At 65.6% G+C, this 19,089-nt stretch carries 19 protein-coding genes; 14 read left to right on the top strand and 5 right to left on the bottom strand.

The genetic code is table 11. The features are described 5' to 3' along the window. Positions 1-32: 32 nt before the first annotated feature. Both thrC and GGR62_RS16695 read left to right on the top strand, forming a co-directional pair. On the top strand, positions 33-1,337 hold the full coding sequence (gene thrC / locus GGR62_RS16700) for a threonine synthase (protein WP_184408976.1): 1,305 nt from the start codon (positions 33-35) through the stop codon (positions 1,335-1,337). Between the two features lie 103 nt (positions 1,338-1,440). Next, a complete protein-coding gene (locus GGR62_RS16695) occupies positions 1,441-2,187 on the top strand; it encodes a murein L,D-transpeptidase catalytic domain family protein (protein WP_184408975.1) in 747 nt (248 codons plus the stop codon). A gap of 311 nt (positions 2,188-2,498) precedes the next feature. Here the strand turns inward: GGR62_RS16695 and GGR62_RS16690 are convergent, their stop codons facing one another. Next, positions 2,499-3,122, bottom strand: a complete 624-nt coding sequence (locus GGR62_RS16690) for a helix-turn-helix domain-containing protein (protein ID WP_184408974.1) — start codon at positions 3,120-3,122, stop codon at positions 2,499-2,501. 245 nt (positions 3,123-3,367) lie between these two features. On the opposite strand from GGR62_RS16690, the gene hisS reads away from it, so the two are divergent. The 12 genes from hisS (at position 3,368) to GGR62_RS16630 (ending at position 14,674) form a co-directional block, all read left to right on the top strand. Then, a complete protein-coding gene (gene hisS, locus GGR62_RS16685; RefSeq protein ID WP_184408973.1) occupies positions 3,368-4,810 on the top strand; it encodes a histidine--tRNA ligase in 1,443 nt (480 codons plus the stop codon). Then, positions 4,810-5,106 (top strand): hypothetical protein, encoded by a 297-nt coding sequence (locus GGR62_RS16680; protein WP_184408972.1) that lies wholly within the window; start codon positions 4,810-4,812, stop codon positions 5,104-5,106. The genes hisS and GGR62_RS16680 overlap by 1 nt, the downstream gene beginning before the upstream one ends. A gap of 195 nt (positions 5,107-5,301) precedes the next feature. After that, positions 5,302-5,628 carry a YerC/YecD family TrpR-related protein gene (locus GGR62_RS16675; RefSeq protein WP_184409015.1) on the top strand — a complete coding sequence of 109 codons (327 nt, stop codon included), beginning with the start codon at positions 5,302-5,304 and terminating at the stop codon, positions 5,626-5,628. Positions 5,629-5,637: 9 nt separating this feature from the next. Next, positions 5,638-6,552: an ATP phosphoribosyltransferase gene (hisG, locus tag GGR62_RS16670; protein WP_184408971.1), complete on the top strand. Its 915-nt coding sequence runs from the start codon at positions 5,638-5,640 to the stop codon at positions 6,550-6,552. Beyond that, positions 6,549-7,844: a histidinol dehydrogenase gene (gene hisD / locus GGR62_RS16665; protein ID WP_184408970.1), complete on the top strand. Its 1,296-nt coding sequence runs from the start codon at positions 6,549-6,551 to the stop codon at positions 7,842-7,844. Before hisG ends, hisD begins: the two co-directional genes overlap by 4 nt. Next, entirely contained in the window at positions 7,841-8,929 is a 1,089-nt protein-coding gene (hisC, locus tag GGR62_RS16660) for a histidinol-phosphate transaminase (protein WP_184408969.1), read from the top strand. The genes hisD and hisC overlap by 4 nt, the downstream gene beginning before the upstream one ends. Then, complete coding sequence (gene hisB, locus GGR62_RS16655) at positions 8,926-10,053, top strand: bifunctional histidinol-phosphatase/imidazoleglycerol-phosphate dehydratase HisB (RefSeq protein ID WP_184408968.1); 1,128 nt, start codon at positions 8,926-8,928, stop codon at positions 10,051-10,053. The genes hisC and hisB overlap by 4 nt, the downstream gene beginning before the upstream one ends. Then, positions 10,050-10,652 carry an imidazole glycerol phosphate synthase subunit HisH gene (gene hisH, locus GGR62_RS16650; protein ID WP_184408967.1) on the top strand — a complete coding sequence of 201 codons (603 nt, stop codon included), beginning with the start codon at positions 10,050-10,052 and terminating at the stop codon, positions 10,650-10,652. The genes hisB and hisH overlap by 4 nt, the downstream gene beginning before the upstream one ends. Then, positions 10,649-11,383 (top strand): 1-(5-phosphoribosyl)-5-[(5-phosphoribosylamino)methylideneamino]imidazole-4-carboxamide isomerase, encoded by a 735-nt coding sequence (gene hisA, locus GGR62_RS16645; RefSeq protein ID WP_184408966.1) that lies wholly within the window; start codon positions 10,649-10,651, stop codon positions 11,381-11,383. Before hisH ends, hisA begins: the two co-directional genes overlap by 4 nt. Continuing rightward, positions 11,377-12,153: an imidazole glycerol phosphate synthase subunit HisF gene (gene hisF / locus GGR62_RS16640; protein WP_184408965.1), complete on the top strand. Its 777-nt coding sequence runs from the start codon at positions 11,377-11,379 to the stop codon at positions 12,151-12,153. The genes hisA and hisF overlap by 7 nt, the downstream gene beginning before the upstream one ends. Beyond that, positions 12,143-12,763 carry a bifunctional phosphoribosyl-AMP cyclohydrolase/phosphoribosyl-ATP diphosphatase HisIE gene (gene hisIE, locus GGR62_RS16635; RefSeq protein ID WP_184408964.1) on the top strand — a complete coding sequence of 207 codons (621 nt, stop codon included), beginning with the start codon at positions 12,143-12,145 and terminating at the stop codon, positions 12,761-12,763. Before hisF ends, hisIE begins: the two co-directional genes overlap by 11 nt. A 324-nt stretch (positions 12,764-13,087) precedes the next feature. Next, positions 13,088-14,674, top strand: a complete 1,587-nt coding sequence (locus GGR62_RS16630; RefSeq protein WP_184408963.1) for a calcineurin-like phosphoesterase family protein — start codon at positions 13,088-13,090, stop codon at positions 14,672-14,674. Positions 14,675-14,991: 317 nt separating this feature from the next. On the opposite strand, the gene GGR62_RS16625 is transcribed toward GGR62_RS16630, so the two are convergent. The 4 genes from GGR62_RS16625 to GGR62_RS16610 form a co-directional block, all read right to left on the bottom strand. Further along, positions 14,992-16,023: a C13 family peptidase gene (locus GGR62_RS16625; RefSeq protein WP_184408962.1), complete on the bottom strand. Its 1,032-nt coding sequence runs from the start codon at positions 16,021-16,023 to the stop codon at positions 14,992-14,994. Positions 16,024-16,539: 516 nt separating this feature from the next. After that, positions 16,540-17,238 (bottom strand): acireductone synthase, encoded by a 699-nt coding sequence (gene mtnC / locus GGR62_RS16620; RefSeq protein WP_184408961.1) that lies wholly within the window; start codon positions 17,236-17,238, stop codon positions 16,540-16,542. Between the two features lie 2 nt (positions 17,239-17,240). Further along, a complete protein-coding gene (locus GGR62_RS16615) occupies positions 17,241-17,807 on the bottom strand; it encodes an acireductone dioxygenase (protein WP_184408960.1) in 567 nt (188 codons plus the stop codon). Between the two features lie 35 nt (positions 17,808-17,842). Next, a complete protein-coding gene (locus GGR62_RS16610; RefSeq protein WP_184408959.1) occupies positions 17,843-18,496 on the bottom strand; it encodes a methylthioribulose 1-phosphate dehydratase in 654 nt (217 codons plus the stop codon). Between the last annotated feature and the right edge of the window lie 593 nt (positions 18,497-19,089).

Here is a 19,089-nt window from a genome sequence, read left to right as displayed (position 1 = left end):
GCCCGGTCCTGTTCTTGCCTGGAGTCACGCTGATGTTTATCTCCACCCGCGGTGGCGCACCTGCCGCAAGCCTGAGCCAGGCGATTGCCGCCGGCCTGGCCCCCGATGGCGGACTGTACGTGCCGCAGACCCTGCCACCGGCACGGACGTTGACTGCCGGCACCACGCTGGCCGACACCGCCGTCGCATTGTTGCAGCCGTTCTTCGATGGCGATGCACTGGCGGACGAACTGCCGGCGATCTCTGCCGATGCGTTCGATTTCCCTGCGCCGTTGGTGCCATTGGGTACGCCCGGCGATTATGCGCTGGAGCTGTTCCACGGGCCCACTGCCGCGTTCAAGGATTTCGGTGCGCGCTTTCTCGCGGCGTGCCTGACCCGCCTGCGCCGTGCCGAAGACCGGCCGCTGACCATCCTGGTCGCCACCTCCGGCGATACCGGCGCGGCCGTGGCTGCGGCATTCCATCGCCAGCCCGGCTTGCGCGTGGTGGTGCTGTATCCGGACGGCCGCGTGTCGCCGCGCCAGGCGCATCAGCTGGGCTGTTTCGGCGACAACATCCAGGCCTTGCGCGTGGCCGGCTCGTTCGACGATTGCCAGGCGATGGTCAAGCAGGCCTTGAACGATGCCGACCTGCAGGCGCAGGTACCGCTGAGTTCGGCCAACAGCATCAGCCTGGGCCGCCTGCTGCCGCAAATGAGCTATTACGCGCATGCCGCCCTGCAGCACCATGCCGGCGCGGGCGCCGCGCTGAATCTGGTGGTGCCCACCGGCAATCTGGGCAACGGGCTGGCGGCGATCCTGGCGCGTGCGCTCGGCGTACCGCTGGGCCGCATCGCGCTGGCGTCCAATGCCAACCACGTGCTGCCGGATTATTTTGCCGGCGACGATTACGCGCCGCAGCCCAGCGTGGCCACCGTGGCCAATGCGATGGACGTGGGGGCGCCGAGCAATTTCGAACGGCTGCGCTGGCTCTACCAGGGCGACGATGCCGTGCTGCGTGAGGCATTCCGTGCGTTGTCGGTGGACGATGCGGCCATCAGCCACACCATCCAGCAGCGCTATGCGCGCTACGGCGAGGTGCATTGTCCGCACACCGCCACCGCAGTGCATGTGCTGGAGCAGCTGCGCGCCGAAGGGGCCGATGGCGGCACCGGCGACTGGGCGGTGGCGGCCACCGCGCATCCGGCCAAGTTCGAGGGGGTGGTGGAGCCGTTGATCGGGCGCGATGTCGAGGTTCCGCCGGCGCTGGCCGCGCTATTGCAGCGGCCAGCACATGCCGAAACGTTGCCACCGGACTATGCCGCCTTCCGGCAGCGTCTGCTGGTGGATGCGGGCTAAACCCAACGCGTTCAGCGACTCGGGGTTGGAATGTGCTGCCCATGGGGCTATTTCTAAGGGGTGCGGTTCCCGCCGTGGCGCCGCTTCCGATGTGGGTTGTTGCATGTCTTATCGAGTGATTGCCGTTGCCGCCGCGTTGTTCGGGTGGGCAGCGGCTGGAACGGCCAGTGCGGCCGACGCCCTATCTACTTCCCGCGTGTCGCCATGGAGCGCGACGCGCGTGGGTCTGGTCGATGCCTTGGCGCGGCAGGCGCCGTCGCTGGATCGTCGCGTGCTGGCGTTGGCGACCGAGGCGCTGCAATGCGCGCGACAGCGTCAGCAGGTTGGCGCCGAGCGCGTGCTCAGCGTGATCGACTACAGCCGGCCGTCGACCGAGCGCCGCCTGTGGGTGTTCGACCTGGCACGCCAGCGCTTGCTGTTTCGGGAATGGGTGGCGCACGGGCGCAACACCGGCACCAACCTGGCGGCGAAGTTTTCCAACGACGATGGCAGTTTCCAGTCCAGCCTGGGCGCATTCACCGCGCAGGAGTCCTACATCGGGCAGAACGGGTATTCGCTGCGGCTGAAGGGCCTGGAACCGGGTTTCAACGACCATGCGCGCGACCGCGCAATCGTGATCCACGGTGCGCCCTACGTCAGCGAGGCAGTGATCCGCAGCCAGGGCCGGCTTGGCCGCAGTCTGGGCTGCCCGGCGGTGCGTCCGGCGGTGGCCAGGCAGTTGATCGATACCTTGCGCGACGGCGCGTTCGTGTTTGCCTATTACCCGGACCGCGCCTGGCTGCGTCAATCGCGGCTGCTGGGCGGTGGCTGCGGGGCGTCGATGGCGGGGGCGAATGTGGGCGGGCACTGATCGGCAGGGCGTCAGCAGCCTGCGACTCACTTGCAGTGGATACGCTCGCCGGCCCGCGCACATGGTGGTGGCTGAATGTTGCAGCGCCGTTTGGCGGCGTGCGGTGGGGTGCGCCGTAGGTGTCGCTGTCGGTGCGCAAATGCCGATCGACCTCCGGCTGCGGCAGCGGCTCGTAATGGCTTGCAAAGCGTCGCAAGCGTCCTGCGTGTCAGCACATACGCAGCGCATGAAAATTTCAGGCAGTAGCCAGGCCTGTCTGGCAGATCATCGCGCGCTTTCGTTGGTCTGTGTTGCGACTTCACCGCGACACTTCAGACGGTATCGCCGGCAAGGCGACGCACTGCCGCGTAATCCAGGACCTGCACCAGATGCAGCTGCGGCAACGCAATCAGTCGCTGCTGTTTGAGTTTGGTGAAGGTGCGGCTCACCGTTTCCACGGTCAGCCCGAGATGGTCGGCGATATCGCTGCGGCTCATCGGTAGCGCCACGGTGTCGCCGGTCGCGCCGGGCTGGGTGGAGCGGGCGGCCAGGCGCAGCAGGAAATGCGCCAGTCGTTCGCTCGGTTGCAGGCGCGCCAACAGCAGGCCGGTGTCCTGCGCGGCGGCCAGTTCCATGCTGGCGCGCTGGAACAGCTTGCGTTCCAGCTGGGGGTAGCGCTCGCGTAACTGGCGCATCTGCGCCATCGGTGTGCGACACACCCGGCTGGCGACGATGGCTTCGATATCGTGGCGGTGCTGCGGCGTTTCGGTCAGCCCGACGTAGTCGCCAGGCAGCACGAAGCCGGTGATCTGGCGGCGCCCGTCGGGCAGCGTGCGCACCATGCGCAGGGCGCCGGAGGTGACGGTGTAGACGTGATGGCGGGTCTCGCCCGTGCGCACCAGGGTGCTGCCTGGGGCGTAGGTCTGGGCGTGGATGGCCTGATCCAGCGCGTCCATTTCCTGCGCCGACAACGCCGCGCAGATGGCCCGGCCGCGTACCGCGCATTGCGCACAGTCGGAATTGCGCCTGTCGTTGCCCGACACGGCGCTTGGCGCCGCGCAGGTCGCGCTGGGATCTGGAAGCTGCCGATACATGGGCCACGCACTGCTAGGACGCGTGTGAATGATACGCCATGCGGTCAGCGCGGCCGGCAGCCGGTAGAATTGCGCGTTCGCCACATTGCCCTGCAGGAGTTTCGCTCGTGATCAAGCCCCGTACGCCGCCCGGCATCATGGAATTGCTGCCGCGCGAGCAGATCGCGTTCCAGCGCATGCTGGACGTCATCCGCCGCAATTACGAGCGGTTCGGGTTCCTGCCGGTCGAAACCCCTGTGTTCGAGCTGTCCGACGTGCTGTTGACCAAATCCGGCGGCGAAACCGAGCGCCAGGTGTACTTCGTGCAGTCCACCGGCGCGCTGGCCAATGCGGCCGCCGCCGCCGCCGCCGACGAGGGCGCCGAGAGCGGCGGCCTGCCGGAACTGGCGTTGCGCTTCGACCTCACCGTGCCGCTGGCGCGCTATGTGGCCGAGCACGAGCACGAGTTGAGCTTCCCGTTCCGCCGCTACCAGATGCAGCGCGTGTACCGCGGCGAGCGTGCGCAGCGTGGGCGTTTCCGCGAGTTCTATCAGTGCGACATCGACGTGATCGGCAAGGATGCGCTGAGCATCCGCTACGACGCCGAAGTGCTGGCGGTGATCCACGCGGTGTTTGCCGAGCTGGGCATCGGCGCGTTCAAGGTGCAGTTGAACAACCGCAAGCTGCTGCGCGGGTTCTTCGAAAGCCTGGGCGTGGCCGAGGGCGAACTGCAGCTGGCGGTGCTGCGCGAGGTCGACAAGATCGACAAGCGCGGTGCCGATTACGTGCGCGATACGCTGGTGGGCGAGGGCTTCGGCATTGCCGCCGAGCAGGTCGACAAGATCCTGGCCTTCGTGGCGGTGCGTTCGGACGGCCATGCCGATGCGCTGGCGCAATTGCAGGCGCTGGAAGCCTCGGTCGGTGCCAGTGCGACGCTGGGCGAGGGCATTGCCGAACTGCGCGAAGTGCTGGAACTGGTCAAGGCGCTGGGCGTGCCGGAAAGCGCGTACTGCCTGAATTTCTCCATCGCGCGCGGTTTGGATTACTACACCGGCACCGTCTACGAGACCACGCTCACCGATCACCCGCAGATCGGCTCGATCTGTTCGGGCGGCCGCTACGAAAGCCTGGCCAGCCACTACACCAAGTCCAAATTGCCGGGCGTCGGCATCTCGATCGGCCTGACCCGGCTGTTCTGGCAGCTGCGCGAGGCTGGCCTGATCCAGGGCATCGCCGAGAGCAGCGTGCACGCGATGGTTGCGCTGATGGACGAATCGCGCCTGGACGACGCGCTGGATATCGCGCGCCGGCTCCGCATCGGTGGCATCAACACCGAGGTGCAGATGGAGCCGAAGAAGGTCGGCAAGCAGTTCCAGTACGCCGCGCGTGCGGGCATCCGCTTCGTGGTGCTGGCCGGCGACGACGAGCTGGCGCGCGGCGTGGTGGCGGTGAAGGATCTTGTGCGTGAGCAGCAGTTCGATGTGCCGCGCGAAGAGTTGGCGAGCACGCTGCAGGTTGAGCTGGAGCAGGCCAAGGCGATGCTGGTGCCGGGTGCCGTTCGCTCCAGCTGATGCGTGACTCGATCGAAATCGTGCTGGACGGGCCGGTGTTCTTCGCGCAGCAAGACGAGGAGCAATTTTTCAGCTGGCTCGCAGCCTTGCCGGCCTACGCCGGTGTCAGGGGCAGGGGGTGCCAGTTGCATCTGGAATTGACCTGGCCGGTTGATCCCGCGACGGTCGAATCCTTGTTGGTGATCTGTCATCGATGGGAGATCGACAAGGCGCCGCTAGCCCCCCTGAAAAGTGAGGCAGTGTCCTGGCATGTATTGTGGGCTCCCGCAGCCCCTAAGCAGCATGGCGCTTCGTAAGACAGCGCAGCGGCTGAGTTGCTGCTCGAAGTCCGGCTGAGTCACTCATCATTTGTGATCGTCATACCGGCAGCTTCGGTTTCGCAGAAGTCGCTGCATCGCATCAGCCTTAACGCCCTCGATTCCCGAGATCCCAAGCGGGTGACAATTCAGCCCGCTTGCGTTAATGTACTAACACGCTATTACATTAACGCAATGAAACAACGACCTGCCCCCCGCGAAACCACCGATGTCGCCGCCTCCCTCAAGATGCTCGCCGATGCCCTGGCGTGCCTGAAAGAGCCTGGCGCGGTCGAGGCTTTTCTGCGCGATCTGTGCACGCCTGCCGAGCTGGAGGCCATGTCCGACCGCTGGCGAGTGGTGCCGTTGCTGATCAAGGGCGTGCCATACCGCGAGATCCATGAGCTGACCCAGGTCAGCGTCACCACCATCGGGCGCGTCGCGCGCACGCTGGAACACGGCGCCGGCGGCTATGCCGCGGCCCTGCGCGAGCAAGCCGCGCGCCCTGTCGATTCCCACTGAGAGAACAAGATGAGTGCTTCCACGGCAGCGCCGGCACGTGACCGGTTGCGTATTGCCATCCAGAAAAACGGCCGCCTGGCCGAACCGGCGCGTAGCTTGCTGGCTGCCTGCGGGCTGAGCTGGCGGCAGAGCCGCGACAAATTGTTCTGCTATGGCGAATCGCTGCCGGTGGACCTGCTGCTGGTGCGCGACGACGACATCCCCGGCCTGATCGCCGATGGCGTCTGCGACCTGGGCATCGTGGGCCAGAACGAGCTGGACGAGCAGGCATCGGCGCGGCGTCGCGCTGGCTTGCCGGCCGCGTACCACGCCGTGCGCGGGGTCGGTTTCGGCCAGTGCCGGCTGATGCTGGCAGTGCCGGAAGAATGGGACTGGCAGGGCGTGGCGCAGTTGGCGGGCAAGCGCATCGCCACCAGCTATCCGGCGATCCTGGCCGACTGGCTGGAACGGCAGGGCGTCGACGCGGCGGTGGTGGAGCTCTCCGGTTCGGTGGAAATCGCACCGCGCCTGGGCACCGCCGATCTGATCTGCGACCTGGTCTCCAGCGGCGCCACGTTGGCGGCCAACCAGCTCAAGCCGGTGGAACTGGTGATGGAAAGCGAAGCCGTGCTGGCCGGCGCGGTGCGCGAGCCGGCCGATGCGCGCGCCGGCCTGCTGGCGATGCTGCTGCGGCGCATGGACGGGGTGCTCAAGCTGCGCGACAGCAAACTGCTGATGTTCCGCGCCGAACACGGCAACGTGGATGCGCTGCGCCGCCTGCTGCCCGATGCCGACCCGCTGGTGCAGCTGCCCGACGATGGCAACGGCGCGCTGCGATTGCAGACCATGTGCCACGGCGCGGTGACCTGGCAACGGCTGGAAGAACTCGAACGCGCAGGTGCGCAAGGCTTGATGGTGTTGACGGTGGAGCGCTCGCTGGCATGAATATTCTCGATTGGTCGCAACTGGACGCCGCTGCGCGCAGCCAGGCGTTGACCCGCCCGGCGCAGACCGTGGCCACGCAGACGCGCGAGGCGGTCGCCAGCTTGATCGCCGATGTGCGCGCCAGTGGCGATGCGGCGTTGCGCGAAATCACCGCACGTTTCGATGGCGTGTCGCTGGAGACTTTTGCAGTGAGCGAGGCCGAATTCGCCGCCGCCGAAGCGGCCGTGGCCCCGGAACTGCGCCAGGCGATGCAGGACGCCGTCGCGCGCATCGACACCTTCCACCGCGCCGGCATGAGCGAGGGCTATGCGGTGGAAACCGCGCCCGGTGTGGTCTGCGAAAAGATCGTGCGGCCGATCGGCCGGGTGGGGCTGTACGTACCGGCCGGCAGCGCGCCGTTGCCGTCGACTGCGTTGATGCTCGGCGTTCCCGCGCGTTTGGCCGGCTGCCGCGAGGTCGTGCTGTGCACGCCGCCGCGCAAGGATGGCAGCGTGGATCCAGCGGTGCTGGTGGCCGCGCAGCTCACCGGCGTGCGCCGCGTGTTCAAGCTTGGTGGTGCGCAGGCGATCGCCGCGATGGCCTATGGCACCGAATCGGTGCCGAGCTGCGACAAGTTGTTCGGGCCGGGCAATAGCTACGTCACCGAAGCCAAGCAGCAGGTGGCGCAATCGGGGGCGGCAGCGATCGATATGCCGGCCGGTCCGTCCGAAGTGTTGGTCATTGCCGATGCCGGCGCGCAGCCGGCTTTCGTGGCTGCCGATCTTTTATCGCAAGCAGAGCACGGCCCGGATTCGCAGGTATTGCTGTTGTCCGACAGCGATGCGCTGATCGCGGCAGTGCAGGTGGAACTGAATGCCCAGCTGGCGCAACTCTCGCGCGCCGACATCGCGCGCCAGGCGCTGGCGCAGTCGCGGCTGATCAAGGTGCAATCGCTGGACGAGGCATTTGCGATCAGCAACCGTTATGCCCCCGAGCATTTGATTCTGGCGCTGCGCGAACCGCGCGCATGGTTGAACCAGGTGGAAGCGGCCGGCTCGGTCTTTCTCGGCGACTACACGCCCGAGGCACTGGGCGATTACTGCAGCGGCACCAACCACGTGTTACCGACCAGTGGCGCGGCGCGCGCGTATAGCGGCGTGAGCGTGACCAGCTTCCAGAACATGGTAAGCGTGCAGGCGGCGAGCAAGGCCGGTATCGCCGGCATCGGCGAGTGCGCGTTGATCCTTGCGCGCGCCGAAGGCCTGGATGCGCATGCCAATGCGGTGGCGCTGCGCATGGGAGTGGCGGCATGAGTACCGCATCGATTCTGGATCTTGTGCGTGAGGACCTGCGCGCCTTCGCCGGCTATTCGTCTGCGCGCACCAGCGCCTTGCAGGGCGATGTGTGGCTCAACGCCAACGAGTCGGCCTGGGGCAACCCGGCCGATCCCAATGGCAGCACGCGACGCTACCCCGATCCGCAACCCAAAGGGCTGCGCGTGGCGCTGGCCGAGTTGTATGGCTGCGCGCCCGAGCAACTGCTGATCGGGCGCGGCAGCGACGAGGCGATCGACCTGCTGGTGCGCGGCCTGTGCGTGCCCGAGCGCGATGCGGTGGTGGTGACGCCGCCGGTGTTCGGGATGTATGCGGTGTGCGCGCGCTTGCAGAATGCGCCGCTGGTCGAGGTGCCCTTGGTCGATGGCAGTGATGGATTCCATGCAGACATCGCCGCCATCGTCGAGGCGGCACTGACCTCGAAGGCGAAGCTGGTGTTCCTGTGCTCGCCGTCCAACCCGGCGGGGTCGGCGATTTCGTTGCAGGACATCGAAGTTGCATTGCAGGCATTGCAGGGCAAGGCGCTGGTGGTTGTCGACGAAGCCTATGGCGAATTTTCGGATGTGCCGTCTGCCGTTGCGCTGCTGGGCCGCTACGACAATCTTGCCGTGCTGCGCACCTTGTCGAAAGCGCATGCGCTTGCCGCAGCACGCATCGGCAGCCTGATCGCGCATGCAGAATTGATCGCGTTGTTGCGGCGCTGCCAGGCCCCGTATCCGGTGCCCACGCCGTGCGCGGCGATGGCCGAGCAGGCCTTGTCGGCGCCGGCACTGGACGTCACGCGCCGGCGGATTGCCGAGGTGCGCAGCGAGCGTGAGCGCCTACACACCGCGCTCGAACAACTGGCCGGTGTGCGTCAGGCGTATCCCTCGCAAGGCAACTTCCTGCTGGTGCGTTTCGACGACGCCGAGGCTGCATTTCAGGCGCTGCTGGAAGCCGGCGTGGTGGTGCGCGATCAACGCGCGGTGCCGCGCCTGTCCGATGCATTGCGCATCACCCTGGGCACGATCGAACAGAACCGACGCGTGCTCGGCGCGCTGCAGCGCAAGCAGGAGGCCGCATGACCCCGATTCTTTTCGTCGATCGCGACGGCACGCTGATCACCGAGCCGGCCGATTACCAGATCGACGCCTACGAAAAGCTGCGCTTTGTCGACAACGTGATTCCGGCGATGCTCAAGCTGCGCGATGCCGGCTATCAGTTCGTCATCGTCACCAATCAGGACGGTCTGGGCAGCGAGCGCTATCCGCGGGCCGCCTTCGATGGCCCCAACAACCTGATGCTGCAGATCTTCGCAAGCCAGGGCATCGAGTTCCGCGAAGTGCTGATCGACTGCAGCTGGCCGGCCGACAATGCGCCCACGCGTAAGCCGGGTGTTGGCCTGATGGTGCCTTACCTGCAGGATCGCAACATCGACTGGGCGCGCTCGGCAATGGTGGGCGACCGCCTGACCGACATCCAGTTTGCGCAGAACCTCAACATCCGCGGCTTCCAGCTACGCACCGATGAATTTGGCGGCGAATGGGATTGGCCGGGCATCGCGCACGAACTGGCCGATGCGCCGCGGCGTGCGGTGGTTCAGCGCAATACCAAGGAAACCAAGATCCGCGTCGAGCTGGACCTGGATCGCGTCGCCGAGCCGCAGACCGCTACCGGCCTGCCGTTCTTCGATCACATGCTGGAGCAGATTGGTAAGCATGGCGGCTTTGCGCTGGATATCCGCGCCGACGGCGACCTGCATATCGATGAGCACCACACCATCGAAGACACCGGCCTGGCGCTGGGCCAGGCACTGCGCGAAGCCCTGGGCAACAAGCGTGGCATCGGCCGCTACGGGTTCGATCCGGTCGAAAGCCCGTGGTTGGCGGCGGGCGAGGGCGCGCAACACGGGTTTACCCTGCCGATGGATGAAACCATCGCCAGCGCGGCGCTGGATTTCAGTGGCCGGCCCTATTTTGTGTTCGATGGCGAGTTCAAGCGCGAACGCGTGGGCGATATGCCGACCGAGCTGGTACCGCATTTCTTCCGCTCCATCTGCGATGCCTCCGGTTTGAACCTGCATTTGAGCGTGCGTGGCGAGAACGATCACCACAAGGTCGAGGCGTGCTTCAAGGCGCTTGCACGCGCCTTGCGGCAGGCGATCCGTCGCGAAGGCACGGCGCTGCCGTCGACCAAGGGCGCGCTATGACCGACCTTGCGCTGATCGACGCCGGTGGCGCCAACCTGGGCTCGGTGCGCTACGCCTTGGAGCGGCTCGGCATCGAGGCACGGCTGGTGCGCGATGCGGCCGGTTTGCAGGGCGCCGATCGGGTGATCCTGCCCGGCGTGGGCGCCGCACCGGAAGCGATGAAGCGACTGCGCGCTCAGGGGTTGATCGAGCCGCTGCGCCAGTTGCAGGTGCCGTTGATCGGCATCTGCCTGGGTATGCAGCTGCTGTTCGAGCGCTCCGAAGAAGGCGATGTGGACTGTCTTGGCCTGTTGCCGGGCGTGGTGCGCCACATGACGCCGGCGCTGGGCATCCGCGTGCCGCATATGGGCTGGAACCAATTGGTGCCGATGCGTGAATCGGCATTGCTGGCTGGCCTGCCCGAGCGCGCCAGTGCCTATTTCGTCCATGGGTACGCCGCGCCCGTCACGCCGGACACGGTGGCCGCCTGCGATCACGGCGGCTTGTTCACTGCAGTGGTGCAGCAAGGCCTGCGTTGCGGTGCACAGTTCCACCCCGAGCGTTCTGCCGAGACCGGTGCCCGCATCCTGCGCAATTTTCTTGAGATGAGCTTCCCATGAGTTTTACTGTCTACCCGGCGCTGGATCTCCGCAACGGCCGCGTGGTGCGCTTGCTGCAGGGCGATTACGCGCGCGAAACCCAGTATGGCGACGATGTGCTGCCGCGTGCGCAGGCGTTTGCCGATGCGGGCGCGCGGTGGATGCATCTGGTGGATCTGGATGCGGCCAAGGCCGGTGGCTATACCCTGGCCAGCACGCTGGGCGCGATCGCGCGCGCCACCGGCTTGCAGGTGCAGACCGGCGGCGGCGTGCGTTCGCGCGAAGATGTGGCACGTCTCCTCGACGCAGGTGCGGCGCGCGTGGTGATCGGCTCGCTGGCGGTGCGTGAGAGCGACACCGTCGTGGCATGGTTGCAGGAATTCGGTGCGGATCGCCTGACCATTGCGCTGGACACGCGCCAAGACGCCGACGGCGTATGGCAATTGCCGGTGCATGGCTGGACCGAAGCGGCCGAAGCCACCCTGGACCAATTGGCGGTGCGCTATGCGCAGGCCGGTCTGCAACATCTGCTGTGCACCGACATCGCACGCGATGGCATGCTGTCCGGGCCGAATATGGACCTGTACGCGCATTTGCGCGCACTCACGCCGCAGTTGCAGGTACAGGTCTCCGGCGGTGCACGCAATCTTGCCGACGTTGCCGCGGCCAAGGCATCGGGCTGCGCCGGCATCGTGCTGGGCAAGGCCTTGCTCGAAGGTCATCTGGATCTCAAGGACGCATTGGCATGTTGAGCCGTCGCATCATTCCGTGCCTGGACGTGCGCGATGGGCGCGTGGTCAAGGGCGTCAAGTTCCGCGACCACATCGACATGGGCGATATCGTCGAACTGGCGCTGCGTTATCGCGCGCAAGGTGCCGATGAGCTGGTGTTCTACGACATCGGCGCCAGCCCGGAAGGGCGCTCGGTGGATTACACCTGGGTCGAGCGCGTGGCGCGGTTGATCGACATTCCGTTCTGCGTGGCCGGTGGCATTCGCGATGTCGAAACGGCGCGTGCGGTGCTGCACGCCGGTGCCGACAAGATTTCGATCAACTCGCCGGCGCTCGGCCGCCCGCAGTTGATTTCCGAACTGGCCGACGCATTCGGTGTGCAATGCGTGGTGGTCGGCATCGATTCCATTCGCGAAGAAGACGGCCAGTGGCGGGTGCGGCGCTACACCGGCGACCCCAGCAAGACCCAGGCGTTGCCGATGCGCACGCTGGATTGGGTGGCCGACGCGCAGCGCCTGGGCGCCGGTGAGATCGTACTCAATTGCATGGACAACGACGGCGTACGGCGTGGCTACGATATCGCGCAGTTGCGCCAGGTGCGTGCGCTGTGTCGCGTGCCGTTGATCGCTTCCGGCGGTGCAGGCGAGATGCAGCACTTCGCCGATGTGTTCGACCAGGCCGATGTGGATGGCGCCTTGGCTGCCAGCGTGTTTCACAGTGGCGCGATTCCGATTCCTGAACTCAAGCAATTTTTGCGTGCGCAACAGATCGAGGTGCGTGATGGGCAGTGACACCGTGGCAACCGACGACGCGCTGACAGCGCTGGACTGGAGCAAGGGCGACGGCTTGTTGCCGGTCATCGTGCAGGACGCCGACAACCTGCGCGTGCTGATGCTGGGGTACATGAACGCCGAAGCCCTGGCCGTTACGCAGCAGCGCGGCGACGTCACCTTCTTCAGCCGTAGCAAGCAGCGCCTGTGGACCAAGGGCGAGAGTTCGGGCAACGTGCTGCGCGTGGTGTCGATCGAAGCCGACTGCGATGCCGACACGTTGTTGGTGCAGGCACGCCCGCACGGGCCGACCTGTCATCTTGGTCGCACCAGTTGTTTTCCGACCGCGCCTGGCCAGTTTCTCGGCAGCCTGGATGCCCTGATCGCCACACGCGAACAAGAGCGGCCGCATGGCAGTTACACCACCAAACTGTTCGAACAAGGCATCCGCCGCATCGCGCAGAAAGTGGGCGAAGAGGGCGTGGAAACCGCATTGGCCGGCGTGGTGCAGGGCGATGCCGAGTTGCTCGGCGAATCGGCCGATCTGCTGTATCACCTGATCGTGCTGCTGCGCGCACGCGGTCTGGGCCTGACTGATGCGGTGGCGTTGCTGGAGTCGCGGCACACGTAGCGCGCTTTGCTGGGCGCGCTGTTGAGCGCGACGACGCGTTATCGACAACGCGCCGTCGCGCTAGCGGGCGCTTTTGAGAGCGACCAATAAAGCAGTGCGTACGTGTCAGGTGGAGGCGGGCGGCGCGTAAGCAGCGGGATGCACGGGCGGGACAGATCAATTCCTAAGATCTGCCGCGTCCGCCTGTCGATGCGCGCAGCAAGTGTCAGCCGTGCTCGGATGATTTGCCGGTGCGCTGTGTCTGTCGCGTCCGGTGTCCAGTCCTGCAGCGTGTGCATGGCGTCGGCAGGTACAATTTCCGCTGATCTTCGTGCCGGAAACTACATGCAGCTCCGCTTCGTTTTGTTGACTCTGGGCTTTGTCGCAGGCACGGCGCACGCGCGCGACGCCATCGTCGATGGCATCGTTTACGAAGAGCGCGACGGACGCGCCGGGCGCGGCGTCGATGAGCCAGGCATTGGCGAGGTGACCGTCTCCAACGGCGAGCAGCTGGTGCGCACCGACGCGCAAGGCCGCTACCGCTTGCCGATACGCGACGGGCAGACGGTGTTCGTGATCAAACCAGGCGACCGCAGCTTTGTGCCAACCGCCGACGGACTGCCGGGGTTCTGGCGTCACTACGCGCCCAACGGCTCGGCCAAGCGCAAGTACCCCGGCATCGCCGCCACCGGACGCAATACGCACAACTGGGATTTCGCACTGACCCCGCGCGCAGGTGCTGCCGCCGACGGCTTCCAGATGCTGGTGTTCGCCGACAGCCAGACTGCCAGCCTCGTCGACGTGGGTTACTACCAGCGCGACATTGTCGCGCCGATCGTCGGCAAGACCTCGGCAACGCTGGGCACCACGCTGGGCGATATCGTCAGCGACGACCTGAGCCTGTATCCGGCCTTGAACAAGGTCACTACGCAGCTGGGCGTGCCGTGGTTCCATGTGCCCGGCAACCACGATCTGAATTTCGATGCCGGCGACGATGCGCATTCGCTCGACAGCTGGCGCGCGGTCTACGGCCCGGACACCTATGCGGTGGAAGAAGCCAACGCCAGCTTCGTGTTTCTGGACGATGTGATCTACACGCCAGGCGGCAAGCCGGCCTATGTCGGCGGCCTGCGTGAGGATCAGTTCGTGTTTCTGCAAGCGTATCTGGCGCAGTTGCCGCGCGAACGCCTGCTGGTGCTGGGCATGCATATCCCGTTGTTCGATGCGGCCCCGGGGCAGGAGACCTTCCGGCATGCCGATCGCAGCCGCTTGTTTGCACTGCTGAAGGATTTTCCGCATGTGCTGGTGCTCAGCGGGCACAGTCACACCCAGCGACAGGTGTATCACGGCGCCGACGAAGGCTGGCACGGCGCACGTCCGTTGCACGAATACAACGTGGGCGCGGCTTGCGGCGCGTTCTGGTCGGGTGCCAAGGACGCCGACGGCATTCCCACCGCCACGATGAGCGACGGCACCCCCAACGGTTACGCGGTGCTGCAGGCCGCGCCCAGTGGCGACTACAGGCTGGCGTACCACGCCGCACGCGCGGCCGACGACGCGCAATTGCTGCTGCAGGCGCCCAAGGTGCTGCGCCAGGGCGCCTATGCGGCGTGGGGCATCTACGCCAATGTCTTCATGGGCCAGGACGACACCGTTGTCGAGCTGCGTATCGACAATGGCGACTGGCAGCCGATGAAGCGGGTGGAGCGTGCCGACCCGCGTGTGTTGGCTGAAAACATGCGCGACGATGCGGCAGAGCAACTGCGCGGTTACGACCGCTCGCCCGAGGCCACGCCGTCCACGCATCTGTGGCGTAGCGCGTTGCCGACCAACCTGGCGGTGGGCGAGCACAGCCTGGAAGTGCGCGCGACCCTGCCGACCGGGCAATACAGCGCACGCACCGCGTATCGCCTGCAGCGTGCAGATCCTTGATGCAGACGCGCGCGGTTGGCGCTTGGTTCCACTGAAACAACCACTGCACCGCATGGGGTGGCCACGTGGCGTGTCCAAGCGGCCTTGCGTGTCGGGCCGCCGGCTTGGCTGCCGGGTCGGCCTCGGATGCGATACAGAAGACGATTGACGCAAACACAAACGCCTCCACGAGGGAGGCGTTTTGGGATCCGGGCTGGCAGGCGATGGCGCGCTGGCGGGGATCGATGCTGGCTGGCGTGAGCTGGCTGGCCGGACGAGTGTAGCGAGGCCGCACAAGCGTTGACGAAATGAGAATTAGTCTCAGCGCGTTACAGCGATCATCGTGTCGATGGTGCAGGGGCCGGTGACGATTTGCGCAGCGTGGTGGGAGCGGCCGGCACCTTGGAGTTGGCTGGGCTATCCAGTGACTTCGGATCAGGATCGGCGTCTTGATCGAGCTCCTGCCCGGCTTGCGGAGCAACCTCCAGCGGCGGATACGGATAGGCAACCGCCGGCCCTGCGCGCAGCCCGGCACGCCAGCGCGCCAGCACCGGCGCGATGCGTTTGCCCAGCGATTGCTGCGGTAACGACGGTAATTCGCCGTCCTGCTTTTCGCGCGCGGTGATCGCGGTCTTTGCGATGTCGAACGCGGCCAACGGGTCATCGCTCTGGTTCATCGCATCGATCAGCCAGGCCTGGCCGAAGTAGGTCGCGTTGGAGGTGTTGCCGCAGCCGAACGATGGCCGATCGGCACGTGCTGCAGTCAGGATCAGCGTGTCCGGCGAGCGCAGCGCCGGAATGAAGCCGCCCGAATAGCAGGCCGACAGCACGATGATGCGGTTGTCGATGCCGGCATCGTCCAGCGCCTTGCGCAGATCCTGCGGGCTGATGAAATCCTCTTCGTTCTGATCCACCTGCACGTACAGCGTGTGGTCTTCGGTGCCGTGGGTGGTGACGAACAGCAGCAGCGCATCTTCCTTGCGATCCATGCGCTTGCCGATCGCAGCGAGCGTGTCGTAGAGATTGTCGTAAGTCGCCAGCGGTGCGTACGGTTGCTCGCCCAGATTGTCCGGGTTGTTGACCAGTGTGACCACGCGGCCGCGCGCATCGAAGCGCTGTTCGAACAATTGCTTGAGGTACAGCGTTTCGTTGCGAAACACGTCGTCGCTGGCATCGCCGGCAAAGCCGACCACATACAAATCGGTGACGCCGGGGCGCTGCGGCTGCAGGGCGGCCAGCGCGTTCTTCAGTGCGGCTTGGTCGACCGGGTCCACCTGCGCTGCGTCATCGGCGTTCTGCGCCGGCAACGCCGCGCCCGCATCGGGATGACAGCCGGCAACCAGCAAGACCATGGCGAGCAGCACCAGCATCCGGCGTATCAACGCATGCGACGCAAAGCGTGAGTGGAGCGATGGGGACAACGCCGGTGCCTCGATGATGCGTGGAATGGGAAGGTGTGGAGCGGCCGATCAAGGTTTGCCATCACGCGACTGCAGTTGCCCTCAGGCAGATAAGCCGACTGCTCACGCCGGCAGGGACGGTGCGTAGACCAGTACGCACGGTCCAGACCTGCAGGACGCTGCGCATCGTCTTCCAACCCGCTGGCAGATGCATGAACTGGCGATCCAGTTAGCCCACTGATTCATGCATACGCTGGCAAACCGTGTGCGCCAGGCGAGCTCGCTTCAGTGGCGTGGACACCGCTGCGCTGCTTGCAGGATGTGCCCTCATGCGACGGCAATCGGTCGTCGCATAAGGGCCATCCGCTACATGAAGCGTCGGTCCAAGGGCCTGCAGGTCTTACGTCCAACACATGACACACGTGGTTCTTGCAACCTCACCGGCCGCCGCACCGCGGCAGCCGATGTCTCACCGCAACTGCCGGCTCAAAACACCAGCTGCGAAAAACTTTCCACGCGCTGGTGGTTGCCCACGTCCTCGGCCGAGCGCGGCGTTGGATAGTCTTCGCGGCGATCCAGCAGTGCGGTGCGCATGCCTGTGCGTTTGGCGGCATCGAGTTCTTCGATCACGTCCGACAAGAACAGGATCTCCGTTGCAGCCACGCCGATGCGTTCGATAATGCGGCGATAACTGGCGCTCTCGCGCTTGGGGCCGACCTCGGTATCGAACCAGTCGGTGATCAAGCCGCTCAGATCGCCCGCATCGCTATGCGCGAAGAACAGCTTCTGTGCCGGCACCGAGCCGGACGAATACACGTACAGCGGAATGCCCTGCGCGTGCCAGGCCTGCAGCTGGATCGCCGCATCGGCATAGATGTGCGCGGTGAAGTCGGCGGTCTTGTAGCCGTCGCCCCAGATCAGCCCTTGCAAGGCCTTGAGTGCGGTGTGCTTGCGGTCCTCGTCGATCCAGGTCTGCAGCGTGCTGATCAGCACCTCGTCCGGCACGTCCTCGCCGATCTCGTCGGCCACCTGGTTGAGCCAGTGACGCACCTGCGGGTGGTTGCCATGCTCGCGCACGTAGGCGGGCATGGCACGGCGTGCATACGGAAACAGCACGTCCTTGACGAATGAGATGCTGCTGGTCGTACCTTCGATATCGGTGAGGATCGCTTGCGGTCGTGTCATCGTCAGCTGGCCTTGTGAGGTGTCTCGGGGGCGTAGCGGGGGAATTGTTTGGCGATTTCGGTGCCGGTGAAATGTCCGACCCAGCCGTCCGGCTCGGTGAAGAAACGGATCGCCACAAAATGCGGCTCCGGCCCCATGTCGAACCAGTGCAAGGTGCCGTCGGGCACCGCGATCAGGTCGTCCTTGACGCACTCGATCTCATAGACCTTGGCGTCCACGTGCAGCGTGAACAGGCCTGAGCCGGCGACGAAGAAGCGTACTTCGTCTTCCTTGTGGAAATGCTCGTCCAGGAACTTGGCGCGCATTTCTTCGCGCTTGGGGTTATCCGGGGCGATGCTCACCACGTCCACGGTCTTGAAGCCGCGTTCGCTACTGATGCGGTCGATATCGGCGCGGTAGGCGGCCATCACCTGTTCGGGCGTGGCGCCGGGTTCGACCGGCTGGCTGGCATGCCAGCGCTCGAAGGTGACGCCGATCTTGACCAACTCGGCGGCGATCGCATCGCCGTCGCGGCTGTCGAATTCCGGGGTGGTCGGGTTGGTGTCGGCAAAGATACGCAGTCGGCTCATGGCGGTCTGGCTCACGAATGGGGGACGGACGACACTCAGCGCTGGCCGCGCAGTTTCAGCAGCTCGAGTTCGCAATGCAGCAGGAATTCGAAGGCCTCCAGGTGGCGGCGTGCCTCGGCCATGTTGCGGCCCCAGGCATACAGGCCGTGTCCTTCGATGAGATACCCCCACATGCTCTGTTTGTCCAGCAAGGCGTCGACCTGCGCGGCCAGCACCTGCATGTCCTGGGTGTTGGCGAACACCGGCACGTCCACTGCGGTTTCGTGGGTGGTATTGCCTTCGAAGGCCTTGAGCAGTTCGTAGCCTTCCAGACGGATCACGCCGCTGCCTGCATACAGACGGGAAGCAATCGTCTGCACCGGCGAATGCGTATGCAGCACGCAGCCGATCTCCGGAAAGCGGCGATACAGCTGGGTGTGCAGGAGGGTTTCGGCGGACGGGCGCAGCGGGCGGCCGACGGCCTGGCCATCGAAGTCCACCACCATGATGTCTTCTTCGACCAGGCGGCCCTTGTCGCGTCCGGAGACGGTGATCGCGGCGTGCTGTTCGTCCAGGCGATGGGAGAAATTGCTGCTGGTGGCGGGCGTCCAGCCGGCCTGGGCCAGCTCGCGGATATTGCCGATCAGCAACTGCGCCAGCTCGTGCAGACGGTCGGCGCTATAGGGCAGGGGGGCGGTGGTCGCATTCATGCACCTATTCTACTGCCCCAACGGATCATGGTCAGGTGCAGCGTAGCAGGGTGTGTTGCTGCCACGCCCGGGTGGCGAATGGCTGACAGAATATAAAGAGCGCGCGTCAGGCAGTGAACGCAATATGTTTTGTTAGCCGGCTCTTGTCGGATGCAGTCAGAGGCCCAGGTGAAACGCTTCGTCGGTCGGGGGCGCGGTGCCCTCACCGCTTGCGGGACACGCCGTGAACCCCTCCCTGGGGGCTCGGTGGCGGCATCCATGCCGCCACACGGTCCCGCAAGCGGCGAGGGCACCGCGCCTGACAGTTGATCAGCTGCTTTCTTGAAGGCCTATTGCTCGGCTTACGGCGGGCAGACGAGCGTTTGCAGGTTGCAAGCCTGCCTGTTGCTCGGCCAGCGCCGGGAATTGATCGGACGCAGCGTTATTTGAACAACGCACGCCATGCCCTGCTTGTAACTGCGCATACCGACCATTTTGACTGGTCCTTGTCCGCTCACAGTCGCGGGACCTTACGCGGCATGGATGCCGCGTAAGAGCCTTATCTGTTCGGATTCTGGCAGTTTAGGTGTCGAGAGCCGACGTGGGCCACCGTG

Source organism: Xanthomonas sp. 3075 (assembly GCF_014197275.1).
GTDB classification, from domain to species: domain Bacteria; phylum Pseudomonadota; class Gammaproteobacteria; order Xanthomonadales; family Xanthomonadaceae; genus Xanthomonas; species Xanthomonas campestris_B.
This window is presented reverse-complemented; position numbering and strand designations above follow the sequence as displayed.